At 38.7% G+C, this 25966-nt stretch carries 20 protein-coding genes; 15 read left to right on the top strand and 5 right to left on the bottom strand.

Annotated features, from left to right (window positions below; genetic code table 11):
* Genes essB through essA form a run of 5 tightly spaced genes read left to right on the top strand, consistent with a single transcriptional unit; the run spans window position 1 to window position 9451 of the window.
* Window positions 1-1089: a type VII secretion protein EssB gene (gene essB, locus ACXAE4_RS26170; RefSeq protein WP_475237274.1), complete on the top strand. Its 1089-nt coding sequence runs from the start codon at window positions 1-3 to the stop codon at window positions 1087-1089.
* Entirely contained in the window at window positions 1007-1306 is a 300-nt protein-coding gene (locus tag ACXAE4_RS26165; protein ID WP_475237272.1) for a type VII secretion protein EssB/YukC, read from the top strand. Before essB ends, ACXAE4_RS26165 begins: the two co-directional genes overlap by 83 nt.
* A 12-nt stretch (window positions 1307-1318) precedes the next feature.
* Window positions 1319-5797, top strand: a complete 4479-nt coding sequence (essC, locus tag ACXAE4_RS26160; RefSeq protein WP_475237271.1) for a type VII secretion protein EssC — start codon at window positions 1319-1321, stop codon at window positions 5795-5797.
* Window positions 5794-8976: a type VII secretion protein EsaA gene (esaA, locus tag ACXAE4_RS26155; protein WP_028412471.1), complete on the top strand. Its 3183-nt coding sequence runs from the start codon at window positions 5794-5796 to the stop codon at window positions 8974-8976. The genes essC and esaA overlap by 4 nt, the downstream gene beginning before the upstream one ends.
* Window positions 8954-9451, top strand: coding sequence for a type VII secretion protein EssA (essA, locus tag ACXAE4_RS26150; RefSeq protein WP_028412470.1), 498 nt, complete (start codon window positions 8954-8956; stop codon window positions 9449-9451). The genes esaA and essA overlap by 23 nt, the downstream gene beginning before the upstream one ends.
* A gap of 50 nt (window positions 9452-9501) precedes the next feature.
* Here essA and ACXAE4_RS26145 read toward each other — a convergent pair whose 3' ends face one another.
* Window positions 9502-9978 carry a hypothetical protein gene (locus ACXAE4_RS26145; protein WP_028412469.1) on the bottom strand — a complete coding sequence of 159 codons (477 nt, stop codon included), beginning with the start codon at window positions 9976-9978 and terminating at the stop codon, window positions 9502-9504.
* A gap of 287 nt (window positions 9979-10265) precedes the next feature.
* Between ACXAE4_RS26145 and ACXAE4_RS26140 the strand changes: the two genes are divergently transcribed.
* Both ACXAE4_RS26140 and ACXAE4_RS26135 read left to right on the top strand, forming a co-directional pair.
* On the top strand, window positions 10266-11429 hold the full coding sequence (locus ACXAE4_RS26140) for an endonuclease (protein ID WP_475237270.1): 1164 nt from the start codon (window positions 10266-10268) through the stop codon (window positions 11427-11429).
* Between the two features lie 104 nt (window positions 11430-11533).
* Complete coding sequence (locus ACXAE4_RS26135) at window positions 11534-13171, top strand: family 14 glycosylhydrolase (protein WP_155010627.1); 1638 nt, start codon at window positions 11534-11536, stop codon at window positions 13169-13171.
* Between the two features lie 48 nt (window positions 13172-13219).
* Here ACXAE4_RS26135 and msrA read toward each other — a convergent pair whose 3' ends face one another.
* Window positions 13220-13735, bottom strand: coding sequence for a peptide-methionine (S)-S-oxide reductase MsrA (gene msrA, locus ACXAE4_RS26130; RefSeq protein ID WP_028412466.1), 516 nt, complete (start codon window positions 13733-13735; stop codon window positions 13220-13222).
* A 347-nt stretch (window positions 13736-14082) separates the two neighbouring features.
* Here msrA and ACXAE4_RS26125 point away from each other — a divergent pair, with 347 nt between their 5' ends.
* Both ACXAE4_RS26125 and ACXAE4_RS26120 read left to right on the top strand, forming a co-directional pair.
* On the top strand, window positions 14083-15420 hold the full coding sequence (locus ACXAE4_RS26125) for an ATP-binding protein (RefSeq protein WP_155010628.1): 1338 nt from the start codon (window positions 14083-14085) through the stop codon (window positions 15418-15420).
* Between the two features lie 160 nt (window positions 15421-15580).
* Window positions 15581-16477, top strand: a complete 897-nt coding sequence (locus tag ACXAE4_RS26120; RefSeq protein WP_289578681.1) for an amidase — start codon at window positions 15581-15583, stop codon at window positions 16475-16477.
* A gap of 195 nt (window positions 16478-16672) precedes the next feature.
* Here the strand turns inward: ACXAE4_RS26120 and ACXAE4_RS26115 are convergent, their stop codons facing one another.
* Entirely contained in the window at window positions 16673-18229 is a 1557-nt protein-coding gene (locus ACXAE4_RS26115; RefSeq protein WP_028412463.1) for an ABC-F family ATP-binding cassette domain-containing protein, read from the bottom strand.
* Window positions 18230-18490: 261 nt separating this feature from the next.
* Between ACXAE4_RS26115 and ACXAE4_RS26110 the strand changes: the two genes are divergently transcribed.
* The gene (locus ACXAE4_RS26110; protein ID WP_228307471.1) at window positions 18491-19423 is read left to right on the top strand and encodes a D-2-hydroxyacid dehydrogenase; all 933 of its coding nucleotides are present in this window, start codon (window positions 18491-18493) and stop codon (window positions 19421-19423) included.
* Window positions 19424-19522: 99 nt separating this feature from the next.
* The gene (locus ACXAE4_RS26105; protein ID WP_098999462.1) at window positions 19523-20608 is read left to right on the top strand and encodes a nitric oxide synthase oxygenase; all 1086 of its coding nucleotides are present in this window, start codon (window positions 19523-19525) and stop codon (window positions 20606-20608) included.
* Between the two features lie 48 nt (window positions 20609-20656).
* Here ACXAE4_RS26105 and ACXAE4_RS26100 read toward each other — a convergent pair whose 3' ends face one another.
* Together ACXAE4_RS26100 and ACXAE4_RS26095 are read right to left on the bottom strand one after the other, a co-directional pair.
* The gene (locus tag ACXAE4_RS26100; protein WP_016762840.1) at window positions 20657-20788 is read right to left on the bottom strand and encodes a YflJ family protein; all 132 of its coding nucleotides are present in this window, start codon (window positions 20786-20788) and stop codon (window positions 20657-20659) included.
* Window positions 20789-20960: 172 nt separating this feature from the next.
* A complete protein-coding gene (locus ACXAE4_RS26095; RefSeq protein WP_028410145.1) occupies window positions 20961-21410 on the bottom strand; it encodes an Rrf2 family transcriptional regulator in 450 nt (149 codons plus the stop codon).
* A gap of 216 nt (window positions 21411-21626) precedes the next feature.
* On the opposite strand from ACXAE4_RS26095, the gene hmpA reads away from it, so the two are divergent.
* From hmpA to ACXAE4_RS26075, 4 genes are all read left to right on the top strand, one after another.
* Window positions 21627-22808 (top strand): NO-inducible flavohemoprotein, encoded by a 1182-nt coding sequence (gene hmpA / locus ACXAE4_RS26090; protein ID WP_155010632.1) that lies wholly within the window; start codon window positions 21627-21629, stop codon window positions 22806-22808.
* 71 nt (window positions 22809-22879) lie between these two features.
* Window positions 22880-24169: a lysine N(6)-hydroxylase/L-ornithine N(5)-oxygenase family protein gene (locus ACXAE4_RS26085; protein WP_028412459.1), complete on the top strand. Its 1290-nt coding sequence runs from the start codon at window positions 22880-22882 to the stop codon at window positions 24167-24169.
* A 143-nt stretch (window positions 24170-24312) separates the two neighbouring features.
* The gene (locus ACXAE4_RS26080) at window positions 24313-24825 is read left to right on the top strand and encodes a type 1 glutamine amidotransferase domain-containing protein (protein WP_013081517.1); all 513 of its coding nucleotides are present in this window, start codon (window positions 24313-24315) and stop codon (window positions 24823-24825) included.
* Window positions 24826-25183: 358 nt separating this feature from the next.
* Window positions 25184-25930 carry a CAP domain-containing protein gene (locus ACXAE4_RS26075; RefSeq protein ID WP_028412458.1) on the top strand — a complete coding sequence of 249 codons (747 nt, stop codon included), beginning with the start codon at window positions 25184-25186 and terminating at the stop codon, window positions 25928-25930.
* The last annotated feature ends 36 nt before the right edge of the window (window positions 25931-25966 follow it).

The raw sequence follows: 25966 nt of genomic DNA, 5'->3' as shown, positions 1-25966 counted from the left end.
ATGTCAGAGAAGAAACCGACTTACTTAGAAGAGCAGCTCGAAGCTGTAATGACACGTCATAATAATGAATATACATTTGTTTTTCAAAAAGAAAAAATTCGACTTGATCGTTCTGTTGAAATTGAAATGTTAAAGGATGTAAACACGGCTTTTCAAAAAGAAATCATGATGAGCGATGATGAACTTAAAATAACAATTAAGCCTACCTCTGAATTTCAACCTTTTACAGCATTAAAGGGAAAAGAAGAACAGCAAAAGTGGCTGTTTGCAGATCAGCTTATCAAAAAGATAAAGCAGCATTCTTTTTCAAGGCTGCATTTGTTGATTTGTCCAGAAAATATCATTTTTGATAAAAGTTTAAGTCCTGCTTTTTTACATTATGGAGTGAAAGAAAGTTTACCTCCTTATGAACCTAACGAGGAACAAAGCTTTCAGGAGTTAAAGGCTACGATAGCGGCGGCTGTTGACTCATCGCATACATTTGAACAGTATTTTAAGTTATACGAGACCTTGCAATTAAAAGAAGACGCTAAAAAAATAATGCATATCAGCAATGAGGAAGAGTTGAGTCAATTTGTTCAGCATAAGCTAACCCAAATTGAAAAACATCAAAAGACACTTGTTCAACTTCCTCAAAAACGCTGGACCATTTTTAAGTTTTCATCTGTCGGTATACTTGTCTTATTAATTCCAGCTCTTATTTATACTTTTTATTCTTATTTTTTTGCTCAGCCGAAACAAGAAGCATTTGTAGAAAGCAACGAATACTTTCTTGAAAAAAACTACAGCAAAGTAGTCGACACACTTGAAGATTACGATATTGAAAGTATGCCTAAAATTGTGCAATACGAAATAGCAACCTCCTATCTTGTTAATGAAAAGTTGGGAGAGGAGCAAAAGGCAAATGCTTTAAAGACTATTACGCTTCAGTCAGAATCCTCAGTACTTTGCCTATTGGTTTTACATTGGCCGAGGAGACAACAAAAAAGCTTTAGAAGTGAGCAGGTTGTTAGAAGAACGTTCGTTAATTATCTATGCATTAATGAAATACGAAGGTCAGCTAAAGACAGACAACGATTTAGCGGCTGATAAAAAGCAAGAAGAGCTTGATAAAGTAGCGAATGAACTGGAAGAATTCAAGAAAGAAAATGATCAGCAAGAAGCGGAAGCAGCCAAGCAGCAAGAAGAGAAACAGGCTGAGGAAGCACAGGCGGCCAAGCAGCAGGAAGAAGAACAGAAAGCTGCAGAAGCCGAGAAAAAGAAACAAGAAGAGCAGAAAAAACAGCAGGAAGATCAATCGAAGTAGGGAGGTAGTTGTATGAATATGCTTTGGATAGTTAGTGGGCAAACGTATCAGCAGCTGCCTATAGATTTTAAAACCTTTCGCCAAGCAACGGTTGGAAACACTCAGCATCAAACGTTTACTTTTTCCTATCCGTTTGAGAAAGGTCAAATGACGCTGTCATCTGAAAAGAACGGCCGGCTCTTGATTTCCTACGGAGAAGAAAGGATAGCAGAGCTATCTGTTTCTGAGTCGTTTGTATGGCGAGAACAAGGACAGGCTTTAACCTTTGCCCTTACAGAGACGGCTGTTAAAGAAGCTGTCTATTATATTGATTACGAATCAGAAGTCTCGTTTTCCACAAGTGATGAAGCAGCTGATGTGTATCAGCAGAAAGAAAAGTATGTAGTAGAGCCAAAAGAAGGATTTTACTTATCAAAGATAAACGGGAAGTGGAAGGTCTTTTATAACCAAGAACGGTTTTATCTTAATGGACACCGAATAGAAGAGAATAGGAACCTTCAGCCCGGAGATCTTATTTTATGGTCTTCTATGACGATTCAATTGATCGAAAAAGATTTGCTGAAGATTCAAAGCTACTATGATTATGCATCTAAGCTTCCGGCTACGGCGCAACCTATTTCTGAAATGAAAAAGAAGTACCCGGTTTATAGACGGACACCGCGCATGATATATGATTTGCCTAATGATAAGGTGAGCTTGTCCTTTCCGTCTCAAGACAATGATGAAAATAACCGAAGCTTATGGCTTACCATTTTACCCCCATTAGTCATGCTTTTAGTCATGGGTACGGTATCGATTATTCAGCCCAGGGGAATTTTTATTATTATATCTGTCATGATGTTTACGACCACGCTGATTGTATCTACCGTTCAATATTTCAAAGATAAAAAACAGCGCAAGAAGCGCCAAGAGCGTCGTCGTCGAATTTATACAAAGTACTTAGAGAACAAGCGCGAGGAATTACAAGAACTAGCATCAGTTCAACGAGACGTATTATCTTATCATTTTCCAACGTTTGAACGAATGAAATATTTAACAGAACAGATTTCCGATCGAATTTGGGAACGAACTGTGGAAAGCAGTGATTTCTTACAGGTGCGTCTTGGAAAAGGAACAGTTCCTGGAAGCTACCAAATTTCTTTAAATAGCGGAGATATGGCTAATCGAGAAATTGATGATTTGCTTGAGCAGTCTCAGCACATGGAAAAAGTCTATCGAGAAGTCAAAAATGCGCCTGTTACCGCTCACTTAGGTTTAGGCTCTATCGGTCTGGTAGGAAAGATGAAGACGGTGAAGAATGAACTGCATCAGCTTGTAGGACAGCTGGCATTCTCCCACAGTTATCATGATGTGAGATTCGTATTCATTTTTGATGAAGAAGAATATAAAGAGTGGGAATGGATGAAATGGCTCCCTCATTTTCAGCTGCCTCATTCTTTTGCGAAAGGCTTCATTTATAATGAACAAACGAGAGATCAGCTTTTATCTTCTATTTACGAAATGCTGAGAGAACGCGACTTAGATGAAGCAAAAGGAGAAGGGGTTTTTTTGCCTCACTTTGTTTTTATTATTACGAATCAGCAGCTAATTGCAGATCACGTTATCTTAGAGTATTTAGAAGGGTATCACCCTCATCTTGGGTTCTCTACGATATTTGCGGCAGAGACGAAAGAAAGCTTAACGGAGCATGTTCACACACTCGTTCGTTATATTAACGAATCCGAGGGGGATATATTAATTCAAAAGCAAAAAGCTGTGAATATTCCATTTCAGCTTGATAAACACACGCTTGATTATAATGAAAGATTTGCAAGGATGCTGCGGACATTGGATCACCAAGTTGGCATGACCAACTCAATTCCAAATAGCGTTTCATTCTTAGAATTATTTAAAGCAAGAGAAATTGGTGAGCTGGATATCGTGCAAAGGTGGCACACCAATGAATCAGCTAAGTCGCTAGCGGTTCCAATTGGTTTAAAAGGAAAAGAAGATATTGTTGAACTAAATCTTCACGAAAAAGCTCACGGCCCTCATGGATTACTTGCAGGTACGACGGGGTCAGGGAAAAGTGAATTTTTACAAACGTACATTCTTTCTCTAGCGGTGAATTTCCACCCCCATGAAGTCGCATTTTTATTGATTGACTATAAGGGCGGAGGAATGGCTCAGCCGTTTAAAAACATGCCTCACCTGCTTGGAACCATTACAAATATTGAAGGAAGTAAGAATTTTAGTACAAGAGCCTTAGCTTCTATTAAAAGTGAATTAAAGCGACGCCAACGCTTGTTTGATAGATATGAAGTCAATCATATTAATGATTATACAGATTTATATAAGCAAGGTATGGCAGAAGAACCTCTGCCTCACTTATTCTTAATCTCGGATGAATTTGCTGAGTTAAAAAGTGAAGAACCAGAGTTCATTCGCGAATTAGTCAGCGCGGCGCGAATTGGACGTAGTCTAGGCGTTCATTTAATTTTAGCAACACAAAAGCCAGGCGGTGTTATTGACGATCAAATTTGGAGTAATGCGCGCTTTAAAGTAGCGTTAAAAGTCCAAGATGCCGCTGATAGTAAAGAAATCTTAAAAAATGCAGACGCTGCTTCTATTACGGTGACGGGTCGAGGCTATCTGAAGGTTGGAAATAATGAAGTGTATGAACTGTTTCAGTCAGCTTGGAGCGGCGCGCCGTACATGGAAGATACGTATGGGGCTGAAGATGAAGTAGCCATTATCACAGATATCGGGTTGATTCCTTTATCTGATGTATCTACTCAGCAGACGTCATCCAAACAAGCGGAAGCAGAAATTGATGTTGTGGTGCAAAAAATCGAACAAACGCAGCAGGAATTAGGTATCAAAAAATTAAATAGTCCATGGCTGCCGCCTCTTAAAGAGAGATTGCTTCGCAGTGAGTACAAAGAGAAGCGAGACGGCGTATTCCCAATTGGCTTAATTGATGAACCTGAAAAGCAAAGTCAAACGGTATATAACTATCAGCTGATGGACGATGGAAACATTGGTATATTTGGTTCGTCAGGATACGGTAAATCGTTTACAGTCATGATGTTGCTTCTTAGTCTAGCTGAAAGACAGAGCCCAGAGCAGCTTCATTATTACATTTTTGACTTTGGGAACGGTACGCTGCTGCCGCTTCGTCAGCTGCCTCATACGGCGGATTATTTCTTAATGGATCAAATGCGTAAAATTGAAAAATTCATGACGATTATCAAACAAGAAATCGCAAGGCGAAAGCAGTTATTTCAACAGCAGGAAGTTAGCAATATCAAAATGTATAATGCTCTAAGTTCAGAAGAGCTTCCTCTAATTTTTATCACGATTGATAATTTTGATCTTGTTAAAGAAGAAATGCAAGATCTAGAAATGCAGTTCACACAGCTTGTGCGTGACGGCCAGTCTTTAGGAATTTATATGATCTTTACCGCGACGCGCGTGAATTCTATTCGTCAGTCACTTATGAATAACTTGAAAACGAAGGTGGTTCATTACTTAATGGATCATTCAGAAGCGTATTCTATTTTAGGACGTACGCCGTATGCGCTGGAGTCTATTCCAGGTCGGGCTATTATCAAAACGGATCAACCTTATTTTGCACAGCTGTTTTTACCTGCGGAAGGAAAAGATGATTTTGAAATTTTTGATGCAGTTAAGCTGCACATTCAACGATTAAAGAAACAATATGCTGATGCTATTCTTCCGGAGCCGGTGCCAATGCTGTCATCGAAACTTGTACTTGCCGAATTTATGACGGACAGAAGAGTTATTCGCGAAAAAGGAGTTATTCCTCTTGGGTTAGATGAAGAGTTTGTTCGACCGGTGCATATGAACTTTACGAAAAATAAGCATTGTATCGTCATGGGGCAGACGCAAAAAGGAAAGACAAATGTAGTGAAAGTCATACTGCAAACAGCGCTTGAACAAGGCGTGAAGCAAATCGGACTATTTGATTCGGTTGACCGTGGTTTATCAAGCTATGCAGCTGAAGAGCAAGTTGTTTACATGGAAACAAAAGAACAGATCGTCGACTGGCTTGACCTAACCGAAGAACGATTGCAGCGACGTGAAAATAAGTATTTGGAAGCAGTGCAGGAAGGAACCGTACACGGCCTTTCATTTGCCCCGATCATGCTTGTGGTAGACGGATTTGTACGATTCCAGCAAAACTTAGACAGTGTCTTGCAGGATCGTATTACAAAATTGATGAAAAATTATAGCCACCTGGGCTTTAACTTGATTGTTGCAGGGAACAACAATGAGTTTTCAAAAGGATTTGACGCGTTAACAACAGAAGTGAAGCAAATTGGCCAAGCTGTGTTGTTGATGAAGAAAACAGAGCAAAGCTTATTTACACTTCCTTATGACCGAAAAGAAGCCGACGTTAACCCTGGCTTCGGTTATTATATTAAAAGTGGAAAAGAAACAAGAATTCAAATCCCGCTATGTGTAAGTGAAAGGAAGATCTTAACATGACCGAACAGCGTAAGTATACACTTAAAGTCATATTAGCTGTTGTTTTAATTTTGGCTCTTCCTTCTTTCTTTTTCCAGTATATTGGAGACAACCCGCTACAAGTCACAGAAAACTCAACAAGAACGATTGCGGTTGTTAACGAAGATAATGGAGTAAAAGAAAATAGTGAAAAAGCGATAGAATTTGGAGAAAAAGTGACTCCTCTTTTACAGGAGGGGTCAGATTATCAATGGACCGTGCTTGGACGAAGCGCAGCTACAAGCGGTTTACAGAATGGGAAATATGATGCGGTTATTTATATTCCCTCGACTTTCTCACAAAATATTTTATCGTATCAGGAAAAAAAACCAGAAAAAGCTACTTTGGAATACAAAGTTCAAAGTCAGCTTAACGCAGTTAATAAGGAAAAAGTAGTAGGGGAATTAGAAGATGCTACTACAAAGGTTAATAATGAAATGTCCTCTTTGTACTGGAGTTATGTATCACAGGAAGTGGATAAGGTACGCGGACAGTTCGATAAAATTCTAAATAAAGAAATCGCCTTTCAAAAAACAATGGTCGCTTTTTATAAACCGAATTCAAAAGATTTAGCAGGTGAATTAAATGATCAAAAGAAAATTCTTCAGCAAATCCAAGATAATGTAAATAAAGCAGAAAAAGGTTCTAGCGACAGACAAGGCGACGTAGAACAGGTTGAAAAGAATTTAAACAGCTTCATTGAATATGTAAATCAATATCAAACATATCAAGAAACACAGAAACAAATGCTTGAAAAAACGCAGGCTCAAAGTGTCGCTGCGATTCAACAAGGGTTGTCTTCCCTTGAATCTAATCAGCCAAGCTCTAAGCAAAATTTTAATGAGCAGGCCAATCAAGTGTTTAGTGGCTTATCTTCCATTCAACAGCAGCTGGATGAAAATCAAAAAGCCGTTGGAGAACTTGGAGATCAACAAGCAGATAACGTCAGTGAACAAGAAAAAGCTCTGCAAGATTTGAACGGCCAAATCATCAGTTCATACAAACAGCAGTCTGAGCAAACAACCTTAAATCAAATTGAAAGTAAGCTAAAGCCGCTTCGTGCGCAGCTAGAGACAGCTTCATCAAATGATAGTGGTGGAGGCTCAACGGATCCAGGGGAAAGTGATGGAACTCAGCCAGATCCTAATCAAGACGGAGAGACGCCAACGGACCCTGGAGAAGGTGACGGAACTAAGCCAGATCCTAATCAAGGTGGAGAGACGCCGACGGATCCTGGAGAAGATGATGGAACTCAGCCAGATTCCGGTCAAGGCGAAGGAACGTCAGAACCAATTCAAGTGGATTTATCTCAGCAAACAGCAAAGCTTGATGATATATCAAAAGGGCTTGATGATTTAGAAAAGCAGCTTCAAGGCATGACGAGTGAAACACCCGAAGCGCCTGAAGCACCTGAGACACCTGAGGACACGGAAACGCCTGGAACGCCTGAAACACCGGATACACCTGATACATCAGGCACATCCAATGCTGTGAAAAGTGCGCTTGAAAAAGTGGCTAATCTGAAAACACAGGTACAGGCGGTCAAAGATGAGCTGCAAAATGTAACCGTTCAGCCTGAAACTTCAGGAGAAAATACGGATGCGCTGAAGCAGAAAATTGCCAGTTTGGAAGCAGACGTCGAGTCTTTGACAGCACAGAAAAACAAAGCAGAGAAAGACTTAGAAGAAGCAACCAAGTCGTCCAGCAGTCAAATTGCTAAGCTTCAAGAAGAAAATGAACGATTAAAAAAAGAGAATGAAAAGTTGAAAGAAGACGGCAAAAAACCTTCTAAAGGCAGTGCGGATGTTGATGGTCTCATTACGATGATTAAAAACAAAGAAGATAAAATCTTATCTTCTCCAAACCTTTCAGCTTCTCGAAAAGAAAAGCTGAGCAATACATTCTCAGGTAAGATTAAAAGCAGCAGTGCCGAAGATCTGTTAAAGTACTACGGTGATTTATCGCAGTATGATTTGACTTTAGCTCAAGTCGGAAATACAGACATACAGAACAGCGTCCTTAACAATGACTCTATTAAAGGAAGTTTGCAGCAGGCGTTAGCTGGAACCGTTTCTTCTCAAGACGCGCGTAAGCAAATTCAACAAAACCTGTCTCTAACAAAAGAAGAGTTAGCACAGTTCCAAAGTTCAGTGCAAGATTTTGCTGATCAATATGGACAAACAGTTGATGCTGAACAAGCATCGATTATGGAAGAGCTATCAGCTATTCAAGAAAAAGCAAATGCAATGAATCAAGAGCTTCAATCTAGCGCAGGTGAAGATCAAGCATTAGAAAAGAAAGAAGCTCCGGACGTAACAGGCTTAATGACGCTGCAGCAAAGCATGGGTCAAGAGTTGAAGGGAATGAACGAACTCATTTCATCTTTAGGTGAAAGACAAGCTAATGTTGTCACGTACACAGATGAATTGCAGAAGCGTGTAAATGAAGTTCAGGATAAGGCTGACACGCTTAACAGCAAGTGGGCCCAAAACGTGGATTCAACGAAGTTGGTGCGAGGCCAGGTATACCGCTTGTTAAATAATACATTAGTAGATGGACAGAATAATGATTACGTTTATCATTATTTAGCAAATCCTCTTCAAGTAAGCGGTGAAGTGCCGGCTGAAAAAGTAAAAGAGGTTCCACCGGTTGTCATTTTGGTTATTATCTTAATCAGCAGCCTACTAATTGGCTATTTCAGTCAATACTACCGACATGCACCGATGCTTGTAAAAGGTACGCTCTTTGGATTATTGAATTTGATTGTAGGGTTAATGGTAAGTATCTTTAGCCTTAATATTTATTCGTTATCGGGAGACCGGGCAATGGAATGGTCAATCTTTACGATCGTCTTATTGCTTGCTTCATCTACACTTGTACGTATTGCTTTCTTATTAGGAAGCTTCGCTGGATGGGTGACGACAGTAGGGTTGATTTTATTTTATATTACCCCGCTTCTTAACTTATCTATGCCAAACTTTAATTACGAAGATCCAGTATCTAAAGTGTACATGTCCATTCAATATGATACGCAGTCTCTGTTTGGACAGGCGCTTATTGTATTACTGGGAATGACTGCTGTTTTAAGTGTTCTGCCATCTATTATTCGTGCTTTAAAGACGACTAAAGAGGTTGAAAATGATGAAACCTATAGTGCTTAGTAAGAAGATTGGAAGTGTTGTTCTTATTTTTTCACTTCTTTGTTTCCCTATAGCAGCAGCGGCTGAAGCTGATGATGGAAACGTTGAAGAGATTAAACCAAATGTATATAAAGATGATCCCATTAACTTAGACCCCGAATCCTTGCTAGAAAATAAAAAAGAAGTAGGAAATATTCCGGAGGAAATAAAGGATCTTACATTTGAAAAAGAGGAAGATGCAGAGAAAGAGAGTTTAAAAGAAAGTCTTTTTGCGAACGCATCAGCTGAAGATAATACGATTTCTGCGAAAGCAAAAGAATATAACTTGTTTTCTTCTAAAAACACTTCCTACAAGAAAGATCGGACAGAACAAACGGCTTCTGAAAAGTCATCAGATCTACAATGGTTTTATTTATTATTGATTGGTGTGGGGGTTGTTGTATTATTTGTGGTTTTAATACCGCGCATTAGCCCTCAGCCTTCTGTGAAAAAATGAAAAAACCTCGCTGTTAATCAACAGCGAGGTTTTTGCGTATAGACGTAAATTTACAGGCGGCGGAAGCCTTCTTCAAACAAATAATCTTCTGCTTCTTCGTAAGATAAAAATGCTGCCTCTAAATTCAAGCCAGAATAAATATTCCACAGGTCATCTTCATGAACAAGTAAAAGCGTTGCATTGTCTGGGCCGTTCCAGCGCTGTTCATTTCCATTCCCTACAATAGCTTCTTCTCTAGCTGTATCAGGAAGGGTAGACAAAGATTCAATAGAAGCTTCAATAATTGATCGAAGATCTTCTTCAGTGTAATCACGGATATTCACAAGACCTTTGTCATTTGTTTCATATCCTTTTAAAAAACCTGCATATACAAATCCATTTCCGTTAGGATGCAGATGATGCACAACAACCGTTTTATCGTACACGCTTTCTTCATAATGAAAATTCACGCGTCCTAAAGATACATCTTTTCGATGCAGCTCTGGAAACGATGAAATAATAGCTAATTTTTCGTCAAAACTAAGCATAGACAATCCTCATTTCTATTTAAATCATTTCATTTTCTGAAATGGTATAAGCTCTTTTACGATTCGGTTGATTATACCATATATAAAGAAAGACACATAATGCTTTTTCCAGTGTGGACTTTTAAAAATATAACCCTTCGCATAAAGCAGCCGCCACTGTAAAGAAGAACACATCTTTTTCACTATAAAACTTAACAAAAAACAGGCAGGGAATTCACAGTGAAAAAATAATATAAAGAGGTGGAAGGAAACGAGTTTTTAAACCTATCATAAGGAGGAATAAAAAAGTGAGATTACATGCTCTGTGTAAAAAAACATGGGTAATGTCCCTGCTTGTTTTTGCTCTTGCAGTGAGCTTAACTCCTGTTAGTCAAGCAGCCGCATCTTTATCTGTGTCACAAGCTCTTGAAAATCAAAACAACAGTGTACAAGCTGTTAAAGGATATGTAGTAGGTCAACCTACAGGCACATCTACAGTTATTACGAGCAATTACCCAAACGATTATGCACTTGCTCTTGCTGACAGTGCAAATGAAACCAATACAGACAAGATGGTGTACGTTCAAATTCCTTCAAATTTGCGAAGTACATTTGGACTTCAAAGTCGCTCGGAGTTAAAAGGGAAAAGTCTTACTGTTACGGGCACACTCACTCCTTATTTTTCACACCCAGGAATAAAATCAGTTACTTCTATTAGTACAGAAACAGGAGGAACTGATCCGACGCCAGATCCCACAGAGCCCACAGAGCCAACCGTTCCAGTAGAAGACTATTATCGTACCACAGCTGGAAAAACAGGAAATACCTTAAAGACAGAGCTTCATAACATTATTGATCATCACACAGAACTGTCTTATTCAGCCGTATGGGAAGCTTTAAAGAAAACGGATGAAGATCCAGCTAACGCAAATAACGTTATTTTGCTCTACACGGGGCGTTCACAGGCTAAGAGTACAAATGGAGGCGGAGTGGACGATTGGAATCGTGAGCACGTCTGGGCAAAGTCTCACGGGGATTTTGGAACAGCTATGGGTCCTGGAACAGATCTTCATCATTTACGTCCAACCGATGTGTCTGTAAATGGTACGAGAGGAAACTTAGATTTTGATAACGGAGGGACGGAACATAGCGAGGCACTCGGAAATTATTTTGACAGTGATTCATGGGAACCTCGAGATGAAGTAAAAGGTGATGTGGCTCGTATGTTGTTTTATATGGCCGTACGCTATGAAGGCGATGTAAGTGATGAGCCTGACTTAGAACTTAATAACACAGTGAATAATGGCACTGCTCCTTATCATGGGAAATTATCTGTGCTTCTTCAATGGAACGCCGAAGATCCAGTAGATGATCGAGAACGACGCAGAAATGATATTATTTATTCAGACTATCAGCATAACCGCAATCCGTTTATTGACCATCCTGAATGGGTGAATGAGATTTGGAACTAATGTAGGAGGCGTCCTGGCGGGGCGTCTTTTTTTATAAAAGAAAAAGGAAAAAACTAAAATCCGCCGAATACCTATAGGTGATTTTGAAAAAATGGAGGGAAGCTATGAAACAGCTATGTAAAAAAGGATTGGCTTTTATTTTGGTACTCATTTTTGTTAACGCTTTCATTTTGGATCCACTTAATGGAGCGGCTTCCGTAGATGGAAAATCAATGAATCCTGGTTACAAAACCTACTTAATGGCGCCTTTAAAAAAGGTAACAGACTATACAACATGGGAAGCGTTTGAGAACGATTTACGCAAAGCGAAACAAAATGGATTTTATGCGGTGACAGTAGACTTCTGGTGGGGAGATATGGAGAAGAACGGCGATCAGCAGTTTGATTTTTCCTATGCTCAGCGCTTTGCTCAAGCTGCTCGTAATGCAGGTATAAAGATCGTTCCTATTATTTCTACTCATCAGTGCGGCGGTAATGTTGGAGATGATTGTAACGTTCCGCTTCCGTCTTGGGTATGGAACTTAAAAAGTGATGACAGCCTTTACTTTAAATCGGAAACAGGTACGACAAATAAAGAAACGCTAAGCCCGCTTGCAACTGACGTTATTTCTAAGCAATACGGAGAGCTCTATACGGCATTTGCGCAAGCGTTAGCACCTTATAAAGACGTGATTGCTAAAATCTATTTATCCGGAGGCCCTGCAGGTGAAATTCGTTATCCGTCCTATACAGCAGCAGACGGAACCGGCTATCCGTCTAGAGGAAAATTTCAAGTGTATACGAACTTCGCCAAAAGCAAGTTTCAATCATATGCTTTGACTAAATACGGTTCACTCGCCGGCGTCAATCAGGCATGGGGAACCAATTTAGCCTCTGCATCGCAAATTTTACCGCCATCAGATGGCTATCAGTTCTTAAAAGATGGTTATTCAACAGCTTATGGAAAAGATTTCTTAGCATGGTATCAAGGAGCTTTGGAAGATCACACAAAACGTATTGGACAGTTAGCTCATCAGGCTTTTGATGCCACCTTTAACGTACCAATCGGTGCAAAAGTGGCGGGAATTCATTGGCAGTATAATAATCCGACGATTCCTCATGCTGCAGAAAAACCTGCTGGATATAATGATTACAATGCGCTTTTAGACGCTTTTAAAACAGCTAAATTAGATATAACGTTTACGTGCTTAGAAATGACGGACAGCGGAAGTTATCCCGAATATTCTATGCCAAAGACGCTTGTACGCCAAGTAGCAGGTATTGCGAATGCAAAAGGAATTGTTTTAAACGGGGAAAATGCTCTAACTATAGGCAGTGAAGATCAATATAAAAAAGCAGCTGAAATGGCCTTTAACTATAATTTTGCAGGATTTACTTTGCTTCGTTTCTACGATGTCATTAACAATGATACGCTGATGGGGCAATTTAAAAATACGCTGGCCGTTACACCAGTTGCGCAAACGGTTGTAGTAAAAAATGCGCCAACTGCGGTAGGAGAAACGGTTTATATTGTTGGAGACAGAGCTGAGCTAGGTCAGTGGGATACGTCCCTTTATCCAATTAAATTAACATATAATTCATCTACAGCCGATTGGAGAGGCACCGTCTATTTTCCTGCGAGTCAAAATGTTCAATTTAAAGCAATTGTGAAGAGAGCTGATGGCTCGTTAAAAGCATGGCAGCCTTCGCAGCAATATTGGAGCGTGCCGTCAACAACAGCAACTTATACAGATAATTGGTAAACAAAGCCGCATAGCAAACGCTATGCGGCTTTGTTTCGAACATAAGAATTATTTCCAGTTCGCTTGAATAAACTCATCTCGACCAGACTTAGCGCGGTCTTCTTTATAATGCTTTGGATTTTTCTTGTGGAAATCTTGGTGATACTCTTCCGCTTCATAAAACGCAGAGGCAGGAAGGATGCTTGTCACGATTGGTTTTTTAAAACGTCCGCTTTTTGCGACCTCTAGCTTTGTCTCTTCAGCTTCCTGCTTTTGGCTATCGTTATGGTAAAAAATTGCTGTTCGATACTGCGAGCCGCGATCTTGGAATTGACCTCCATCATCTGTTGGATCAATTTGCGGCCAATAAAGATCTAACAAACGTTTATACGGAAACACTTCAGGGTCAAATGTGATTTGAACCACTTCGTAATAACCGCTTGTGCCAGATTTTACTTGCTCATAGGTAGGGTTATCCACAGTTCCCCCCATATATCCTGATACAATGCCGTGAATACCTTCTAGCTCTTCAAATGGTGTAACCATACACCAGAAACATCCACCTGCAAATGTAGCTTTTTCCATACGTAATCCCTCACTTAATCCGTTGTTATGAAGGGTATTATAACAAATTTATATTGAAACAGCTAGAAAAGGGTTTGTAGGTTGTGTAAAAGCTGTGGATAAAGATAAATATCCACAGCTTTTACACAATAGACTCGGCTATGTTGAAGATTGAAAAATGCAGGAGAGAAGAAAGAAAAAATGATAGAATAGATGAGGTGTATATATCGATGTAGAAGAGATTAGGCGGCAGAAGCAGGATCTATGCGGCATCTAGATAAATAAAGTTAGTACGTTAGTAACAAGAGGTAAGAAGCAGCATATTCGCGCTGTTAAATAAATATACAAAGATAATAGGAGAGTTGAATATGTTACAAGATAATCTCATCCTAGAGCACTATGGATTAAATGAATTAAATTTTGATACGATCAAAAGCTACCGGGATCGATTTGCTGAAGTAAAACCAGCTCATCCTTGGAATGCGCTTGAAACAAAAGAGTTTTTATACAAAGTAGGAGCATGGGGAAAGGTAAGAGATACCCATAAAGAAGGAGTTACGCTCGCAGGCCTGCTTTTATTCAGTGAAGAACGGATTATCACAGAAGTTTTACCACAATACTTTTTAGAATACCGGGAAAGTAAAGGGAATGAAGAATGGACAGAGCGTTTTACCTCTCAAGACGGGACGTGGTCAGGAAATATTTTTGATTTTTATTTCCATATTCATGAAATTGTTCGCAATAGCGAACCCCAGTCGTCAATCGCTTCCTCTTTAACAGAAGTTTTAATCAACATGCTTATTCATGCAGATTATAATGGCGAGGGCGGCGTTATTTTAGAAAAGCAACCTTCTCATTACGTTTTTTCTAATCCAGGTCTTTTGTTAGTACCTACAGATTCAGTTTTTAGTAAAACCGTTAGTCAGCTTCGAAACCCGAATATCGTTAAGCTATTCAGTTTACTAGGGCTATGTGAACGTTCGGGCTCTGGCTTGAAAAAAGTGAAGCAAAACTGGAGCTTGCATCATTATAAAAAGCCTTCTGTTGATCAAGATGTTTCTATGCATCGTACGGTAGTCACGTTATCTCTGTCCACTCAAGAAAGACAGATTAGTTCTTCTGAAAAAGACACTTATCATACGTCTGTAACTGATTTGGGAAATAATTTTAAAAGTGTCGAAAAATATCAAAACATACCTGAAAACAATGTCGAAAGTAACTCCTATAATAAAAATAAAGACTCTTATAATAAAGGTTTATTAGAGGAGTTAAACTCATGTAATAACGACAATAACTCCTATAATAAAGAAGAAAACTACTACAGTAGTGAACTTAACTCATATAATAAAGGTGATTACTCCTATAATAGTTATCAAAACTCCTATAATAAAGAATCGGAAGATGGTTCTTCTAATTCAGTGAATGGTGAGGATATTGATACGAAGCTATGGGATATTGCAGCGCTGGCTCGTGAAAAAAAACGGCTTTCGCCTAATCAGATGGAGCATATTATTCTTGAATTATGCAAAGAAAAACCGCTCATGCTTAAAGAGTTTGCTTATTTACTAGAAAGAACGCCGGATGGAGTACGTAATAATTATTTAACAAAGCTATTACGAAAAGGACAATTACAGTTGAAATATCCAAATCAGCCAAACCATCCAAAGCAGGCATATTTATTCCATAAGAAAGATACAGGGAAGTAAATCAAGCAACCGCTAGAACAAATAAAGATTAGGCTGAAAAAATTGATAAGGGAGAGTTTGCTGAAAGCTACAGATCTAAGGGAGAAATTCACCATAAAGTTGCCAAGCTGCCAGACTCTCTTTATATGAGTTCTGGCTCGTATAAAGGAGGAAATAGAGTGTGAAAAGCAAGTGCGTTCTTATTTTTCTGGTGGTTGTATGGCTGTTTAATATGGGGAAAGGAATAGGATGTGGATCAAAGGTGAATGCAGAGATGAATATACCGCTGTCGACGTGGGTGTGGGATACAAAGAAATGGATGTTGAACCAAGAAGCTATCCGTGAAAAACTTCAAGAAAAAAAGGTGACAAAGGTTTATTTACAAATTGATGCTCATCTTTCACCTTCTGTATATAGGCATTTTATCCAACAAGCGCAAGTCCAGGGTATAGATGTCTACGCACTTGACGGCGCTCCTTCTTGGATAGGGCCTTCTGGTATAGAAGAGCAAGACGCATTTTTTAATTGGATAACAGCTTACCAAGCAGAAGCGGAAGAACAACAGCAATTTTCAGGGGTTCATTTAGATATAGAGCCGTATTTGTATAAAAGCTGGAAAAATAATCGAGCGAAAAGTATTCTGCAGTATCAATATGTTATTTCTCAAGCCGCTGTACAGTCTCATGAGTTACACTTGCCGCTTGCTGTAGATATACCGTTTTGGTTTGACGAAGTTTCATTCAAAAATAGCAACGGTTCCGGTTCGCTGGGGCATTGGATTATTCAGTACGCTGATGAAGTCACAATTATGTCGTACCGAAACCATGCAGATAAAGAAGACGGTATTGCTGACATAACGCAAAATGAACGCAGGTGGGGACGTGTACTATCTACTCCGATTGAAATAGGGGTAGAAACGATGGCCTCAGATGAAGGGGAATACATTTCTTTTTCTGCTAAAGGAGAAGAAAAGATGATGCAAGAGCTGGGTATGTTGCTTACGAAGTGTCAAGCTAAAAACCCTCCAAGCAGTATAGCTGTTCATCATTTTGATAGCTGGCTACAGATGAAACCATGACAACGAAAAGACCGCTGCATCACTGCAGCGGTCTTTTTGGGTTTAGGGAGTATAGATACAATATAGCCATTTTATTAAAGGACTATACATAAAAAAAGTAACCATTTAAAAAATGGCTACTCACACAAAGGGGGGGGAACTTAATCTTATCATTCCCACTTTTTCTAAAAGATATGCCTCTTTTAACCCGTTTTTTTAAAATAATTTAGTCGTCCAAGATTCGCAGTTCCACACGTCTGTGACTACATCTTGATAAAATTCAGGTTCGTGACAAATAATTAAGATACTTCCTTTGTATTCTTTTAAAGCTCGTTTTAATTCATCTTTCGCATCTACATCCAAGTGGTTTGTAGGCTCATCCAGTACAAGAATGTTGGTTTCATTGTTAATCAGCTTACATAGACGGACTTTTGCTTTTTCTCCACCGCTTAGAACTTCTACTTTACTTTCAATATGTTTGGTTGTTAAGCCGCATTTAGCTAACGCTGCACGAATTTCATATTGGGTAAAGTGAGGAAACTCGTTCCATGCTTCTTCAATACACGTATTGTAGTTAGCTGATTTAACTTCTTGTTCGAAATAGCCAATATGCTGGTAATCGCCTTTTTCTACAGAGCCTGAAATCGGTTTGATTTCTCCTAGAATACTTTTTAAAAGAGTTGTTTTCCCGATTCCATTTGCTCCTACAAGGGCAATCTTTTGACCTCGCTCCATTTTTAGATTCAGTGGCTTAGAAAGCGGCTCTTCGTATCCAATGACTAAATCAGATGTTTCAAAAATTAATTTGCTTGAAGTACGAGCACTCTTAAAGTTAAACTCTGGTTTTGGACGCTCTTGAGCTAGTTCAATTACTTCCATTTTATCCAGCTTTTTTTGACGGGACATGGCCATATTTCGTGTCGACACGCGGGCTTTGTTTCTCGCTACGAAATCTTTTAAATCTGCCATTTCTTGCTGTTGTTTTTTATAAGCTGCTTCAAGCTGCTGTTTTTTCATCTCATATACTTTCATAAAATCGTCGTAGTCTCCTACATAGCGATTTAACTCTTGGTTTTCCATATGATAAATTAAATTGATCACGCTATTTAAAAATGGAAGATCGTGAGAAATTAAAATAAAGGCATTTTCATATTCTTGCAAGTAGCGTCGTAGCCACTCGATATGCTGTTCATCCAAGTAGTTTGTAGGCTCATCAAGTAAAAGAATTTCTGGTTTTTCAAGCAGCAGTTTGGCTAGCAATACTTTTGTACGCTGTCCGCCACTTAAATCCTGTACGTCACGATCTAAGCCGATATCTTCTAATCCTAATCCGCGTGCAATTTCTTCGACTTTTGCATCGATAACGTAAAAGTCATTGTTTGTTAAGAGGTCTTGAAGTGTACCGACTTCTTCTAAAAGTTTTTCAAGTTCTTCTGGTGATACATCGGCCATTTTCTCATAGAGTCCATTCATTTGAGCTTCTAAATCAAATAGGTATTGAAAAGCACTTTTTAGTACATCACGAATAGAAAGACCGCGCTCTAATGCTGTGTGCTGATCTAAATAGCCGACGCGCACTTTTTTAGACCATTCTACTTTTCCCGCATCCGGTTCTAGTTTGCCTGTAATGATGTTCATAAATGTTGATTTACCTTCGCCGTTTGCTCCAATTAAGCCGACGTGTTCACCTTTTAACAATCGAAATGATACATCGTTAAAAATCGCACGGTCACCAAAACCGTGGCTTAGATTTTTTACGTTTAATACACTCATGCTGACACACCTTTTCTTTTAAAATATCTATCGTACGTTTCGTTATAAACAAATTGATTCATAACGATTATAGCGAACTTATATACATAAATCCATATGAGTTTTCCAGCCTGGAAAGTCATATAAAATTCACTCGCGTCTTCCTTTCACTTCATTCATACTATATATATCAATATAGAAAATCCTTCATGACGAAGGGCCGGTCATATCGGATCATTCAAATAGAGTATATAGAAGAACAAAAAGCCAGGGGGAAAAGAAATGAAGATTCATACGATACTAGTGGCAGGAAGAATGCATAAAGAGCTGCAGGAGATAATCAATCAAAAGAAGCTCACACAGACGTTTCGGTTTATGGAAGAGCAAGACGTTACAATGGAAGATTTAAACTGGGCTGATGCGCTTTTATCCTTCGGTCCAACGAATTGCTTTGAAGATCATAGCTTTAAATGGATTCATTCTCTCGGCGCAGGAGTCGATCGGTTCTTAGAAAGTGGGAATTGGAAAAAGAGCGTGATGTTAACACGTACGGTTTGTTCATTCGGTCAGCGAATCAGTGAATATTGTCTTAGCTATATGCTAGCTGAACTTCAGCACCACGCACAGTTTCAGCATCAGCAAAAACAAAAGCAGTGGAAAGTGATAGAGCCTCAGCAGCTTTCTACTCAAACGGTCATAATTTATGGAACAGGTGAAATCGGCGGACGTCTTGCCGCTGTTTTAAAATCTTTTGGTGTACGAGTGATAGGCGTATCTAAAAATGGAAATGAAAAGCCCTCATTTGATCAAGTCTTCTCCATTTCAAAAGAAAAAGAATTGTTAAAAGAAGCGGATTGGATTATTAGCGCCATGCCATTAACGAGTGAAACAAAAAGCTACTTTGATCAAAAATGGATGAATTTAGTTGAAAATGCATACTTTATAAACGTTGGACGAGGAGCAACTGTAGATGAAAATGCGTTAGTAGAGGCTATTGAGCAAAAACATATTCGAAAAGCATACATAGACGTGTTTGAACAGGAGCCGTTAACGAAAGAATCCTTTTGGTGGAATCATTCACATATCATCATAACACCTCATATTTCAGCGGTGACTACGCCTGAAGAAGCCGTCGAATGCTTTGTTGAAACGCTGCAAAAAGTTGAGCAGGGCGAATTGACTTCTAACTTGGTTAATATTGAAAGAGGCTATTAAAGCATTATGATGCGCGTTTCCGCTATGAGAATGGTATACTGAAACTTGCTTTTCTTGAACGAAAAGAATGAAATCTGTTCTTCTAGGGGGGAACAAACGTTGAAGCAAGAAGAATTATTTGAACAAGCACGTGTATTTATAGAGACGTGTTACGCTGAACTTGAAAAAAGCGAAGCGGATAAAAATAAGCGGTTAAAAGAAATTCATCAGCAAATTATGTCACTCGGACATTATGATCATACATTTGAAGAGCTAGAGCACGGAGCTCGTATGGCTTGGAGAAACAGCAATAAATGTATCGGACGACTATTTTGGCAATCGCTTAATGTATTTGATAAGCGAGAGGCGATCACAGTTGAAGAGGTAAGAGACGCCCTTTTTCATCATATTGAATATGCAACAAATGACGGGAAAATCCGTCCTACTATTACGGTGTTTAAACCAAAAATGAAGGCAAAAGAACCGGTTAGGATATGGAATCATCAGCTAATCCGCTATGCTGGGTATGAGACGGAATATGGTATGATAGGAGACCCTGATTCTGTTGCGTTCACGGAAGTTTGTCAAAAATTAGGATGGGAAGGTGAGAGAACTCACTTTGATGTTCTTCCTCTTGTCCTGCAAGTGAATGAAGAGTCGCCTCGATATTTTGAGATTCCAAAACATTTAGTGAAGGAAGTAGCTATTACGCATCCAGAACTTCCTGAATTTGAAGACTTACAGTTAAAATGGTACGCTGTCCCAATGATTTCAGATATGAAGCTAGAAATTGGAGGGATTGAGTACGTCGCAGCACCGTTTAATGGATGGTACATGGGGACTGAAATTGGTGCCCGAAATTTAGCGGACACGCATCGCTATAATCAACTTCCAAAAGTAGCTTCTATAATGGGATTGAACATGAATTATAATGCTACGCTTTGGAAGGACAAAGCTCTTGTGGAATTAAACGTTGCAGTGCTTTCTTCTTTTAAACGAGAAGGCGTTAGCATTGTAGACCATCACACGGCTGCTCAGCAATTTCACTTGTTTGAAGAAAGAGAACAAAAAAATGGCCGGGAAGTGACTGGGAACTGGACATGGTTAATCCCACCGGTTTCACCAGCTACCACACATATTTTTCATAAGCCTTATAAAAATAAAGTATTATCACCAAATTATTTTTATCAAGACGCTGCTTATTAAATGAACAAAAAAGAGAGTACAAATTTGTACTCTCTTATTACACGTTAATTAATTTTTGTGTTTATCAAGCAAGTTAGCAAGTACATATGTTTTGTACTTTTCCACTTTGCGGCCTTCATGGTTGCGAACTCCTCGTTTTTTAAGTTCCTCAACATACCAACCTTTGCTTCCTACGTGCATACTCAAACACCCTTTCGTCATTTTTTAGGATGAACAGAATGAGGTTCATTGTCTGCTCGAATGGAGACATCTTGTCTTTCCAATACGTGCCTCATTGTAACATCTTTTATTTTATGATGAAAGGGAAAAAGGTCAAAAAAACGAGAATGATTTCAGGTGAATTTTAGTTTGTTCATTCCTCGTTTTTTTGAGATAGGAGGAGGAGGTTTAATTCGTCTTTATTTTGGATTAGATCTTCTAATGTATACTGATCTAACACTTTAATGAAGGCTTGCATGGCTTCATGCAAAACACTTTTTAACTTGCAGACGGGGCTAATAATGCAGAAGTTTCCTTCACGGTCAAAACATTCAACAATATGAAAATCTTCTTCAGTTTGACGTACCACTTTGCCAATATTAATGTCTTTTGGAAGCTGAGCTAAACGAATACCGCCGTTTCGTCCTCGGATCGTTTCAATTAAGCCAAGTTTTCCAAGTTCGTGAATGATTTTCATAAGATGGTTTTTTGAAATATTATACGCTTCAGCAATTTCTTTTATATTGCTTAGTTTATTATTATCGCGAACGCCTAAATATAATAAAACTCGCAGTGAGTAATCTGTATATTGTGTGAGCCTCATCTTTTTACCTCTTCTCTTATCAGCAGCTGATATATCTATAATAGCATGTCTATATCTAAGAAATACAGAAAGAATGCTCACATTTTTGACAGGGTGAATTTGTGAACATTTCTTTAAATGTGTATATAAAATATATCTTTTTAAGTAGGATATGAGTATTATAAAGATGTATTAAAAATATATCTTTTAAAAATGAATCTTTCGGAGGCGAAAGTTATGAAACAAACAACTATTTCTATTGTAAAAAGTACAGTTCCTGTTTTAGAAAAGCATGGTCAAGCAATCACAACTCGTTTTTATGAAATGCTTTTTGAACAGTATCCTTCTTTAAAAAATGTATTCAACCAAACAAATCAAAAAACAGGACGTCAGCAAATGGCGTTAGCTAATACAGTTTATGCCGCTGCGCAGTACATCGATCGGCTTGAAACGCTGCTTCCAGTTGTGAAGCAAATCGCCCATAAACATCGCAGTATCGGCGTGAAAGCAGAGCACTATCCAATTGTCGGCGAGTTCTTATTAAAGGCAATTAAAGATGTTTTAAAAGAAGCTGCGACCGATGAGATTATGGAAGCTTGGAAAGAAGCTTACGGTGCCATTGCAGACGTATTCATAAGTGTGGAGCAAGAGTTATATAAAGAAGCTGAAGAAAAAGGATGGAAAGATTATAAAAAACTAATGGTTCATAAAAAAGTAAAAGAAGCAGAAGGCGTGTACTCGTTTTATTTAGTATCACCTGATCAAAAAGCACTGCCTGCTTTTCTGCCAGGTCAGTACGTGAGTGTACGAATTCTTGGTCAAGAATATTTATCCATTCGCCAGTACAGCTTATCTGGCTATCCAAACCAACCATACTATAAAATTACGGTGAAAAAAGAAAAACAAATGGAAGACGGGGTCGTGTCAACGTATTTACATGATCAATTGAAAGAAGGAGACTTGCTTGAAGTCAGCGTTCCAGCAGGAGATTTTGTCTTAAAAGAAAATAATAAATCAGTATTTATCAGCGGAGGTGTAGGAATTACTCCAATGATGTCAATGCTTCATCAAGCATTGGAAAACAATCAAGAAGTAACATTTATTCACAGTGCTAAAAATGAGCAGTTTCATGCAATGAAACGAGAGCTTCAATCGTTGTCAGAGACATATACGTTTGAACAGCACGTTTTCTATAGTCAAGCGCAAACAGATCAGCATGATGAAAACATAACGTATGGTCGCTTAACTAAAAAAGAGCTAGCTAAATATGCCGGCGATAAACATGCATATTATTATGTTTGTGGATCTTCTTCATTTACACAAATGGTGTTAGAAGGCCTAGATGAAATGGGCATTTCCCAAGAAAATATCATGTATGAATCGTTTGGCCCGAAAATGAGTATGACTCCTTCCGCATAAATGTATGGAAAAAGGGTAAAAAGCTAACAGTAGACAATACTGTTAGCTTTTTTATGAAAGGGAGTTTAAAGATGACAAATAAGCAGTATGACATGGTGGGAATAGGAATAGGCCCTTTTAATTTAGGCTTAGCGGCCCTTGCTGAGCCTCTTGATGAAATTGATGCAGTCTTCTTTGATAAAGAAGAGAAATTTGAATGGCATCCGGGCATGTTAATTGACGGTACGGACTTGCAGATTCCGTTTCTAGCAGACTTAGTTACATTTGCAGATCCAACAAGCCCCTATTCTTTTCTAAATTATATTCACAAGCAAAAGCGCTTGTATCCGTTCTTTTTCTTTAATCGTTTTGACATTCCGCGTCAAGAATACAACGAGTACGCAAAATGGGTAGCGGAGCAGCTATCTTCCTGCCACTTTTCTTCAAAAGTTGTGGACGTGATACCAAAAAATGAAGAAGAGTATTATGAAGTAAAGGTAGAAACACCTGAGGGAATTCAAACGGTAAATGCTAAACACGTTGTAATGGGAACAGGAAGCATTCCACTTGTGCCTCCGGCTTTTGAAGAAAAGCTAAATGAGCATATTTTACACAGCAGCGGCTATTTACATAAAAAAGAAGAGATTCAAAAAGGAAAGCATGTAACGATCGTTGGTTCAGGGCAAAGTGCTGCCGAGATTTTTCTGGATTTACTAGAAGAACAGACTGAACATCATTACCACCTTACATGGTTTACAAGATCCTCTAATTTTTTTCAGCTTGATCAATCCAAGCTTGCTCAAGAGTTATTTTCGCCAGACTATGTAGATTACTTTCATTCGCTGGCTTTTGAGGAACGTACAAGCACGGTAGAAGATTTAAACCCCCTACGTCACGGAATTGAATCTTCTACCTTAACGAAAATCTATGATTTACTCTATCATCGTTCACTTAAAGGAAGAGTACCCGTTACGATTCAAGCTTCGACTGAAGTAAGTGACATTCATAAAAAAGCAAATGGATATGAGCTGGAGTGTAAACAATTAAAGGCTGATCGCTCTTTTCAATACGAAGCGGATCGTTTGATATTATCCACGGGCTATAAGCCAAAGATTTCGCCGTTCATCGAACGAATAAAAGATGATATCGAATGGGAAGATGACAAGCGTTTCAACGTCACAAAAGATTACCGGCTTGTCTTTAAACAACCCCGTAACCACCACTTTTTTACGTTAACTAACATTGAACATTCACACGGATCTGGCGCAACAAATCTTGGTTTATCCGTTCAGCGTAATCAGCGTATTCTGAACGTAATTGCAGGTAGAGATGTGTATCCAGTTCCAGAAGAGACGACGTTTCAGACATTTAATTTGTTTTGAATGTCTGATTTATAAAAACCTGCACTGTGTTTTTAGATTATTGTAGAAAAGTTTTTTACTCATAAACCATGTTTAAAAGAATAGTGTACGGGTATTTTATTTATAGAACATTAGTACACAAATCAATTAAGGAGTTGCTTAGAATGAGTAAGAAAATTGCAGTATTAGTAACAGATTTATTTGAAGATGTGGAATATACAGATCCAGCCAAAGCCTTTGAAGAAGAAGGCCATACGCTAACAAAAATCGATGTGAAAACAGGCGAAGTAACAGGTAAACAAGGCGAAACAACATTAACAATTGATAAAGCAATTGCCGATGTAAAACCAGAAGATTTTGACGCATTGTTTTTACCCGGAGGCTTCTCACCAGATATCTTGCGTGCGGACGATCAAGTCGTAGCTTTTACAAAATCATTTATGGATGAAGGCAAACCGGTTATGGCTATTTGTCACGGGCCACAGCTGCTAATCAATGCTGAAACATTAAAAGGACGTGACGTAACTGGTTTCAAATCAATTGCTATTGATTTGAAAAATGCAGGCGCAAACTTCCATGATAAAGAAGTTGTGGTATGCGGTAATCAACTAGTTACAAGCCGTACACCAGATGATATGGAAGCATTCGTACGTGAATCAGTAAACGTCTTAAAATAAGTAAATAATATTAGTAAAACTTTCTGTAAAAGGCGATAACAGGGTGGTTTACCACTCTGTTGTCGCCTTTTTTGTATGTAACGTTTTTGACGAGGAATTTACAGTTATATTACCGCATTGGATGAAGCTGTTTTTCAAAGTATATGAAAACCTTTTACTATCAATAGCTGGAAGTCGCGTAATATAATCGAAATATTTTTTACATAAGTGTGAGTATAATTTTGGTAGCTTAAAAGACGTTGCGAGTTTCATAGTTTTCGTGCAACAATGAGGATGCATCACGAGGTTGGCTTGCTACAAGCTTAGATGCGTTGCGGTTTTACAAAAAACTTTATTATCACATAGGAGGATTTCAAACATGAAGAAAAGGTTTCGTATTGCCACTGTCGCAGGTGCCGTATCATTAGGATTACTAACAGCAGGACAAGCAAATGCAGCAGCTCCTGATTGCAACACTCCAAAACAAATTACCATTAAAGATGCTCAAGCAGCACAAAATATAAATGTAGACGAGCTATTAAAGAAATTTAACGCTCAAGGACAATCTGCTCAAGCAGCAGCTCCACAGCAAGAAACACAAGCACCAGATCAAGCTGAAGCAGCTCCACAGGAACAAGCAAAAGCACCAGAGCAAAGTGAAGAGGCAAAAGCTCCTGAGCAAACACAGCAAAACACAAAAGCTCAACAATCAGAAAATACTGATAAAGCAGAACAAACAAAAGATGCTAGTCAATTTGAACAAAAAGTAGTAGATTTAGTAAACCAAGAACGTCAAAAACAAGGTTTAAAGCCTTTAACACTTAACAAAAAATTAAGTGACGTTGCGCGCACTAAATCAAAAGATATGATGGACAAAGGGTACTTTGACCACAATTCACCAACATATGGTTCACCATTTGATATGATGAAACAATTCGGCATTGAATATACAACTGCAGGTGAAAACATTGCAAAAGGTCAGCAATCTCCTGAAGATGTAATGAATGCTTGGATGAATAGTGACGGTCACCGCAAAAATATTCTAAACCCTGATTTCACTGAAATTGGTGTTGGATACGTAAAAGGTGATACTACGTACTGGACTCAACAATTTATCGGTAAGTAATACAAAAAGAGCAGGATATACCTGCTCTTTTTTGCG

It is taken from the genome of Priestia sp. ABM2_011 (assembly GCF_056158845.1).
The sequence above is the reverse complement of the archived record's forward strand: the minus strand, read 5'-3'. Positions and strand labels throughout refer to the sequence as shown.

Excerpts from the sequence above, each read along its gene's own strand:
- essB (WP_475237274.1), top strand. The coding sequence starts at position 1 with ATGTCAGAGAAGAAACCGACTTACTTAGAAGAGCAGCTCGAAGCTGTA.
- essC (WP_475237271.1), top strand. The coding sequence starts at position 1,319 with ATGAATATGCTTTGGATAGTTAGTGGGCAAACGTATCAGCAGCTGCCT.
- esaA (WP_028412471.1), top strand. The coding sequence starts at position 5,794 with ATGACCGAACAGCGTAAGTATACACTTAAAGTCATATTAGCTGTTGTT.
- essA (WP_028412470.1), top strand. The coding sequence starts at position 8,954 with ATGATGAAACCTATAGTGCTTAGTAAGAAGATTGGAAGTGTTGTTCTT.
- ACXAE4_RS26145 (WP_028412469.1), bottom strand. The coding sequence starts at position 9,978 with ATGCTTAGTTTTGACGAAAAATTAGCTATTATTTCATCGTTTCCAGAG.
- ACXAE4_RS26135 (WP_155010627.1), top strand. The coding sequence starts at position 11,534 with ATGAAACAGCTATGTAAAAAAGGATTGGCTTTTATTTTGGTACTCATT.
- msrA (WP_028412466.1), bottom strand. The coding sequence starts at position 13,735 with ATGGAAAAAGCTACATTTGCAGGTGGATGTTTCTGGTGTATGGTTACA.
- ACXAE4_RS26125 (WP_155010628.1), top strand. The coding sequence starts at position 14,083 with ATGTTACAAGATAATCTCATCCTAGAGCACTATGGATTAAATGAATTA.
- ACXAE4_RS26115 (WP_028412463.1), bottom strand. The coding sequence starts at position 18,229 with ATGAGTGTATTAAACGTAAAAAATCTAAGCCACGGTTTTGGTGACCGT.
- ACXAE4_RS26110 (WP_228307471.1), top strand. The coding sequence starts at position 18,491 with ATGAAGATTCATACGATACTAGTGGCAGGAAGAATGCATAAAGAGCTG.
- ACXAE4_RS26100 (WP_016762840.1), bottom strand. The coding sequence starts at position 20,788 with ATGCACGTAGGAAGCAAAGGTTGGTATGTTGAGGAACTTAAAAAACGA.
- ACXAE4_RS26095 (WP_028410145.1), bottom strand. The coding sequence starts at position 21,410 with ATGAGGCTCACACAATATACAGATTACTCACTGCGAGTTTTATTATAT.
- hmpA (WP_155010632.1), top strand. The coding sequence starts at position 21,627 with ATGAAACAAACAACTATTTCTATTGTAAAAAGTACAGTTCCTGTTTTA.
- ACXAE4_RS26085 (WP_028412459.1), top strand. The coding sequence starts at position 22,880 with ATGACAAATAAGCAGTATGACATGGTGGGAATAGGAATAGGCCCTTTT.
- ACXAE4_RS26080 (WP_013081517.1), top strand. The coding sequence starts at position 24,313 with ATGAGTAAGAAAATTGCAGTATTAGTAACAGATTTATTTGAAGATGTG.
- ACXAE4_RS26075 (WP_028412458.1), top strand. The coding sequence starts at position 25,184 with ATGAAGAAAAGGTTTCGTATTGCCACTGTCGCAGGTGCCGTATCATTA.